Origin of the sequence: Streptomyces sp. UH6, assembly GCF_013421635.1 — a bacterium.
GTDB classification, from domain to species: Bacteria; Actinomycetota; Actinomycetes; order Streptomycetales; family Streptomycetaceae; genus Streptomyces; species Streptomyces abyssomicinicus.
The window spans coordinates 1-6,635 of the sequence record NZ_JACADT010000255.1; the positions used below are offsets into that span (position 1 = coordinate 1).

Consider the following 6,635-nt stretch of genomic DNA (forward strand, 5'->3'; position numbering starts at 1 on the left):
CCACCGTGCCCGCCCTGGCACGAGTGATCGCACCCGTGCGACACGGACCGCTGGCCGCCGGCCTCCGCGGCCTGGACCTGGGGCGCCACGGCGCCGGAGATGAGGGCCGCCGTCAGCGCGGGGAGGCCGACGTGGCAGAGCCGGCGTATCGACTTCTTCAAGGTTGCTCCCGATGAGGTGAAGGGCCGGGCGCGGGGTACACGCCGAGCGGTTCGCGCCGGGCCTGATCGACGTCACCGATCCCAGCACGCGCGCCGCCCTGCCGCCCGGCGAGAACACTCCTGCGGGCTAGCGCCGCCGTGAACGTCATCCGGACGGCCGTGTGTCGACCCCGACGGGGACTCCTTCCGCGTGATACCGCGTGCCGGAAGGTCTCCGGGGCAGGAGGGTCCTCGGGGCAGGAGGGTTGCGGAACCCGAGCCCCCGGATGGCAGGATCGCCGCACCAGTCCGGTGGACCAGGGGGACTTCCATGGAGCACAGGCCCGACCCGATCCAGATCATCACCCGCCCCAGCACCTCGGTGGCGGAGGACCGGATACAGGCGCTGGGAGCCTGGGTGCATGCCGCCCGCCGTGCCGGATGGCGGGTCGATCCCGTGGACCAGCCGGTGGACTGGCCGGCCGGTGAGTGCGGCCTGGTCGACATCGAGGGACTGCGCTACCTGCTCCGGATCGGCCTGCGGGGCCGCACCCGCGCGGTGCTGCTGCCCGCCGGTCAGGCGGGGCCGGGGACGGCCGGACTCCCCGCCCAGGACCGCGCGGTCGCCTCCCGGCCGGTCCTCCAGCTCACCACCTGGGCCGAACCCGTCCTCGCCGAGAGGTGAGAGGGCCGCTTCGACGGCCTACGGCCGCCCGGCCCCCGAGAACCACGGCTCCACCACCGACCGCAGGTCCCGCGGGGACCGGTAGTGCACGGTGGACATCCCCAGCGCGGCGGCGGCCTCCACGTTCTCGGCCCGGTCGTCGACGAACAGGCAGCGGTCGCAGGACACGCCGGCCAGCCCGGCGGCGATCTCGTAGATCTCGCGGGCGGGCTTGGCCACGCCCACCCGCGCGCTGCCCACGACATGGTGGGCGAGGTCGGCGATCCCCATCGCCCGCAGGTCGCGGTCGAGTTCGGCCGTCGCGTTGGTGACCAGGACGAGCGGCATCACCTCGCGTATCCGCCGCAGCGTCCCCACCACCTCGGGATCCGCCCGGAACGGCGCGTCGGCCATGGCCCTGGCGAGTTCGCCGGCCCTGCCGGGTGGCACGTGGGCGCTCATCCGCCCCGCCACGGCCTCCCGCCACTCGTCGACGCCGATCCGGCCGAGCAGCAACGGCAGGTCGAGTTCCGGCGCGTAGGCCACCGAAGCGGTGAGGCCCTCCACGAGCCCCGAGGCCCGCTCCAGCGCGGTGAGCGCCGAGAAGTCGTAGAAGCGGACGACGTTGTCGAGGTCGCAGAGAACGGCGTCGAAGGCGCGGGTCACAGGCGTCACCGGCCTTGCATACCACGGTCGTTCCGACCCGTGCCCCGGCGTGTCCCCCCCAGGTCACGCCGGGGCCGGTCGGCCCTGGGAATCCCCCCGGATCCCATGAATCCCCCCGGGATCCCCCCTCAGGCCCCCGAGGCGCACCGGTACGTCCCCCCGACGAAGCGGTGCGTCGGAAGGAGACGCTACACGATTGTGTCCGTGGTGGCCAGCGCAACATGTCGTTGACATCGTCAACAAGGCGTATCGGATCCGTCGACCCATGTGCGGTGACGGAATGGCGGGAACACGGCCCGGGGTGATCGACCGCCGAGCGGTGGAGAAGGTTGTACGGGGATCAGGAAAAAATCTCACCGCCCGGGCGGCCGGACTCCGGGCGGCCGGACTCCCCGGCGGCGGGACCGCGCCGACCCTGCCTGACGCCTGGTCAGCGGGCGCGCGCCGCACACGCGTCGGCCCGCCGTCACGCGGAAGCGGGAAATGATCGTCGCATCGTCCGGTCTGGCGTCCGTCGCGCACCGACGCGGCTAGGGTGGGACGAATGAAGGCTCTCGTCCTGTCAGGTGGAGCCGGCACGCGACTGCGGCCGATCACCCACACGTCGGCCAAGCAGCTGGTGCCGGTGGCCAACAAGCCGGTTCTGTTCTACGGATTGGAATCCATCGCCGATGCGGGGATAACCGAGGTCGGGATGGTCGTCGGGGACACCGCCGAGGAGATCCGCGCCGCGGTCGGCGACGGCTCCGACTTCGGTCTCAAGGTGACGTACATCCCGCAGGAGAAGCCGCTGGGCCTGGCCCACGCGGTGCTGATCGCCCGGGACTTCCTCGGCGACGACGACTTCGTGATGTACCTCGGCGACAACTTCATCGTCGGCGGCATCAACGACATCGTCGACGACTTCCGCCACAACCGCCCCGCCGCCCAGATTCTGTTGACCAAGGTCCCCGACCCCCGTGCCTTCGGTGTCGCCGTGCTCGACGACGCCGGTCACGTGGTGGCGCTGGAGGAGAAGCCCGAACAGCCCAAGAGCGATCTCGCGCTGGTCGGCGTCTACCTCTTCACGCCCAGGATCCACGAGGCGGTCCGCGCCATCGAGCCGTCCTGGCGCGGCGAACTGGAGATCACCCACGCCATCCAGCGGCTGATCGACGACCGGGCCGCCGTGCGGTCCACCGTCATCCAGGGCTACTGGAAGGACACCGGCAACGTCGTCGACATGCTCGAGGTCAACCGGATGGTCCTCGAATCGCTCGAACCCCGCAACGACGGCGAGGTCGACGAGGCGAGCGAGACCGTCGGCCGGGTCGTCGTCGAGCCGGGCGCCCGGGTGACCCGTTCGCGGATCGTCGGCCCCGCCGTGATCGGCGCGGGAACCGTGGTCAGCGACTCGTACATCGGCCCGTTCACCTCGGTGGGGGAGAACTGCACCGTCAACGACAGCGAGCTGGAGTTCTCCATCGTGCTGCGTGACGCCTCCATCTGCGGCGTCGGACGGATCGAGTCCTCCCTCATCGGCCGTCACGCCGAGGTGACCACCCAGGCCGCGCCCGGCGTGCCCAGTGCCCACCGTCTCGTTCTCGGCGACCACAGCAAGGTGCGAATCCACCCATGACCTCTTCCACTCCGACCTCCACCGGCCTGCTCGTCACCGGTGCCGCGGGCTTCATCGGCTCCACCTACGTGCGGACCCTGCTCGCCGCCGAGGACAAGGCGGACCTGCGCATCACCGTGCTGGACAAGCTCACCTACGCCGGCACCCTGGACAACCTCCCGCTGGACCACCCGCGTCTGGAGTTCGTCCAGGGCGACATCCGTGACGCAGAGCTGGTCGACAAGCTGATGGGCGCCGCCGACCAGGTCGTCCACTTCGCCGCGGAGTCCCACGTCGACCGGTCCATCGCCGGCGCGGCCGACTTCGTCCTCACCAACGTCGTCGGCACCCAGACGCTGCTGGACGCGGCGCTGCGGCACGGTGTGGGGCCGTTCGTGCACGTCTCCACCGACGAGGTGTACGGGTCCATCGAGACCGGATCCTGGCCGGAGACCCACCCGCTCGCCCCCAACTCGCCCTACTCGGCCTCCAAGGCGTCCTCCGACCTGCTCGCGCTCGCCTACCACCGGACCCACGGCATGGACGTCCGGGTCACCCGCTGCTCGAACAACTACGGGCCCCACCAGTTCCCCGAAAAGGTGATTCCGCTCTTCGTCACCAACCTCCTCGACGGGAAGAAGGTCCCGCTCTACGGGGACGGGCGCAACGTCCGGGACTGGCTGCACGTCGAGGACCACTGCCAGGGCGTGGAACTCGTCCGCACCAAGGGCCGATCCGGCGAGGTCTACAACATCGGCGGGGGCACCGAGCTCTCCAACAAGGAGCTCACCGGCCTGCTGCTGGACGCCTGCGGCGCCGACTGGGAGAGCGTCGAGTACGTCGAGGACCGCAAGGGACACGACCTGCGGTATTCGGTCGACTGGGGCAAGGCCCGCACCGAACTCGGCTACCATCCCCGGCACGACTTCCCCACCGGCCTCGCCGACACCGTCAAGTGGTACCGGGACAACCGGGGTTGGTGGGAGCCCTTGAAGGAACGGGCCGACGTCTGAACACGCGGGCCGCGACCGGCCGGCGGAGCACGGAACCGCGGAGCACGGGAACTACGGAGAAGCACGCATGAAATGGCTCGTCACCGGCGCCTCGGGCATGCTCGGCCGGGACACCGTCGAGGAACTCGCCCGCCGCGGTGAGGAGGTGGTGGCCCTCGGACGCGCCGAACTGGACATCACCCGTGAGGAGAAGGTCCGCGCCGCCCTCGGCGAACACCGCCCCGACGTGGTCGTCAACTGCGCCGCCTACACAGCGGTCGACGACGCCGAGCACGACGAGGCGGCCGCCCTGCGGATCAACGGCGACGGCCCCCGCGTCCTGGCCCGCACGTGTGCGGAGCAGGCCCCGACCCGGCTGGTCCACGTCTCCACCGACTACGTCTTCGACGGCGAGGCCCGCGAGACCCCCTACCCCGAGGACCACCCCACCGCCCCCCGCACCGCCTACGGCCGCACCAAACTGGCCGGCGAGCGGGCGGTCCTCGCCGAACTGCCCGGACGGAGCGCCGTGGTACGCACCGCGTGGCTCTACGGCGTCCACGGCAGGAGCTTCGTCCGCACCATGACCGAGCTCGAATCCCGCCGGGACACCCTCGACGTCGTCGCCGACCAGCGCGGCCAGCCCACCTGGAGCGCCGACGTCGCCGAGCGGATCGCCGAACTCGGCGTCCGCCTCGGCGGGGACGACCGGGACGCGAGCGGGATCTTCCACGCCACCAGCTCCGGCGAGACCACCTGGCACGAACTGGCCCAGGAGGTCTTCCGCCTCCTCGGCGCCGACCCGGCCCGGGTGCGCCCCGTCAGCAGCGAGGCGTTCCCCCGGCCCGCCCCCCGTCCCGCCTACAGCGCCCTCGCGCACCACCGGTGGCGGCACCTCGGACTGCCGCCGTTGCGCGACTGGCGCACCGCCCTGCATGTTGCCCTTCCGCTCATCCGCAAGGAGTCCTGTTCGTGAAGCGCCACGAGTTCCTGAGGGAGCTCCACCAGACCTGCGCCAACCGGAACTACCTGGAGATCGGCGTCAACGACGGCCGAAGCCTGACCCTCTCCCGGGTGCCGAGCATCGCCGTCGACCCCGCCTTCAAGGTGGTCACCGAGATCCGCTGCGACGTCCATCTGGTGAAGGCCACCAGTGACGACTTCTTCGCCCGCGAGAACCCGCTGGGCCACCTGAAGGGCGGCCGTCACCCGCTGCGCAACATCGCCCGCAACCGCAGCCCGTTCGGCTACTGGCAGGACGTCACGCTGGACCTGTCGTTCATCGACGGGATGCACCTCTTCGAGTTCGCGCTGCGCGACTTCATCAACATCGAGAAGCACTCGGACTGGGCCAGCGTCATCGTCTTCGACGACATGCTGCCCCGCAACGTCGACGAGGCCGCCCGCGACCGGCACACCGGCGCGTGGACCGGCGACGTCTACAAGGTGGTCGAGATCCTCCGGCGCTACCGGCCCGACCTGCGGACCGTCCTGGTCGACACCCAGCCCACCGGCCAGCTCCTGGTCTTCGGCGCCGACCCGGCCAGCACGGTGCTGGAGGAGAAGTACGACGAGATCATGGCCGAGTTCGACGTGCCGGACCCGCAGAAGGTGCCCGAGTCCATCCTGGACCGCACCACCGCGGTCCGGGCCGAGGACCTGCTGGGCGCCGGCTTCTGGAAGCCGCTGGTCCACGCCCGCAACCGCGGCACCAAGCGGGCCAAGGGCTGGGAGCAGCTGAGCAGGTCGCTGGACCGGCTGACCGGCGAGACCGGCTGACCGGGCCCGGCCGGCCCCGCACGGGGCCGGCGGCGGCCCACGACGACGGCCGGGGCCCCCGCGGTGTCCGCGGGGGCCCCGGCCGTCGTCATGGCGCCCTCACACGGACTCGTCGCCCCGCAGCTTCTCGTAGTACGCCACGCACTCCTCGTACACCGGCAGCAGGCCGGCCGCACGCGCCTCGGCCAGCGACGGCGCCGCGGCGTCCTTCTCGGAGAGCACCGGCTCGATGCCGTCGGGCCACTCGATGCCCAGCGCGGGGTCGAGCGGATGCACACCGTGCTCGCGGCCGGGGGCGTATCCCGTCGAGCACAGGTAGAGCACCGTCGCGTCGTCGGTGAGCGCCATGAAGGCGTGCCCGATGCCCTCGGCGAGGAACACGGCGTGACGGTTGTCCTCGTCCAGCCGGACCGACTCCCAGCGGCCGAAGGTGGGGGAGCCGACCCGGATGTCCACCATCACGTCCAGCACCGCGCCGCGCGCACAGGTCACGTACTTGGCCTGCCCGGGCGGGACGTCCGCGAAGTGCAGCCCCCGCAGCACGCCCCGCCGGGAGACCGAGCAGTTCGCCTGCGCGAGCGACAGGTCGTATCCGGTGGCCTCGCGGAACTCCCGGCCCCGGAACCACTCGTGAAAACTGCCCCGGTCGTCCGGGAAGACCTTCGGCTCCAGCAGCCAGGTCCCCTCGATGGTCAGCGGTCGCACGTGCTCATTCCCCCTTGCCCTCGGTCAGCCGCGCCCGCAGACCGGGCGTGAGTGTGTCCATCGCCTTCACCACCGCGCGGCGGGCCGGCAGC

7 protein-coding genes are annotated in these 6,635 nt (G+C 71.4%); 5 read left to right on the top strand and 2 right to left on the bottom strand.

What is annotated here, in order from left to right; all coding sequences use genetic code 11:
• Positions 1-471: 471 nt before the first annotated feature.
• Positions 472-825 carry a hypothetical protein gene (locus HW445_RS14545; RefSeq protein ID WP_180221444.1) on the top strand — a complete coding sequence of 118 codons (354 nt, stop codon included), beginning with the start codon at positions 472-474 and terminating at the stop codon, positions 823-825.
• A gap of 18 nt (positions 826-843) precedes the next feature.
• Here HW445_RS14545 and HW445_RS14550 read toward each other — a convergent pair whose 3' ends face one another.
• A complete protein-coding gene (locus HW445_RS14550) occupies positions 844-1,479 on the bottom strand; it encodes an HAD family hydrolase (protein WP_180221445.1) in 636 nt (211 codons plus the stop codon).
• A 535-nt stretch (positions 1,480-2,014) separates the two neighbouring features.
• Here HW445_RS14550 and HW445_RS14555 point away from each other — a divergent pair.
• The 4 genes from HW445_RS14555 to HW445_RS14570 all read left to right on the top strand — a co-directional run bounded on the left by HW445_RS14555 (position 2,015) and on the right by HW445_RS14570 (position 5,838).
• Positions 2,015-3,088 carry a glucose-1-phosphate thymidylyltransferase gene (locus HW445_RS14555; protein ID WP_180221446.1) on the top strand — a complete coding sequence of 358 codons (1,074 nt, stop codon included), beginning with the start codon at positions 2,015-2,017 and terminating at the stop codon, positions 3,086-3,088.
• Complete coding sequence (gene rfbB, locus HW445_RS14560; RefSeq protein WP_180221447.1) at positions 3,085-4,080, top strand: dTDP-glucose 4,6-dehydratase; 996 nt, start codon at positions 3,085-3,087, stop codon at positions 4,078-4,080. The genes HW445_RS14555 and rfbB overlap by 4 nt, the downstream gene beginning before the upstream one ends.
• A gap of 67 nt (positions 4,081-4,147) precedes the next feature.
• The gene (rfbD, locus tag HW445_RS14565) at positions 4,148-5,035 is read left to right on the top strand and encodes a dTDP-4-dehydrorhamnose reductase (protein WP_180221448.1); all 888 of its coding nucleotides are present in this window, start codon (positions 4,148-4,150) and stop codon (positions 5,033-5,035) included.
• A complete protein-coding gene (locus HW445_RS14570; protein WP_151770455.1) occupies positions 5,032-5,838 on the top strand; it encodes a class I SAM-dependent methyltransferase in 807 nt (268 codons plus the stop codon). The genes rfbD and HW445_RS14570 overlap by 4 nt, the downstream gene beginning before the upstream one ends.
• A gap of 99 nt (positions 5,839-5,937) precedes the next feature.
• Here the strand turns inward: HW445_RS14570 and rfbC are convergent, their stop codons facing one another.
• On the bottom strand, positions 5,938-6,543 hold the full coding sequence (rfbC, locus tag HW445_RS14575; RefSeq protein WP_180221449.1) for a dTDP-4-dehydrorhamnose 3,5-epimerase: 606 nt from the start codon (positions 6,541-6,543) through the stop codon (positions 5,938-5,940).
• Positions 6,544-6,635: the final 92 nt, after the last annotated feature.

Bases quoted from the DNA above. Each gene is read 5' to 3' on its own strand.
- HW445_RS14545 (WP_180221444.1), top strand. From the start codon at position 472: ATGGAGCACAGGCCCGACCCGATCCAGATCATCACCCGCCCCAGCACC.
- HW445_RS14555 (WP_180221446.1), top strand. From the start codon at position 2,015: ATGAAGGCTCTCGTCCTGTCAGGTGGAGCCGGCACGCGACTGCGGCCG.
- rfbB (WP_180221447.1), top strand. From the start codon at position 3,085: ATGACCTCTTCCACTCCGACCTCCACCGGCCTGCTCGTCACCGGTGCC.
- rfbD (WP_180221448.1), top strand. From the start codon at position 4,148: ATGAAATGGCTCGTCACCGGCGCCTCGGGCATGCTCGGCCGGGACACC.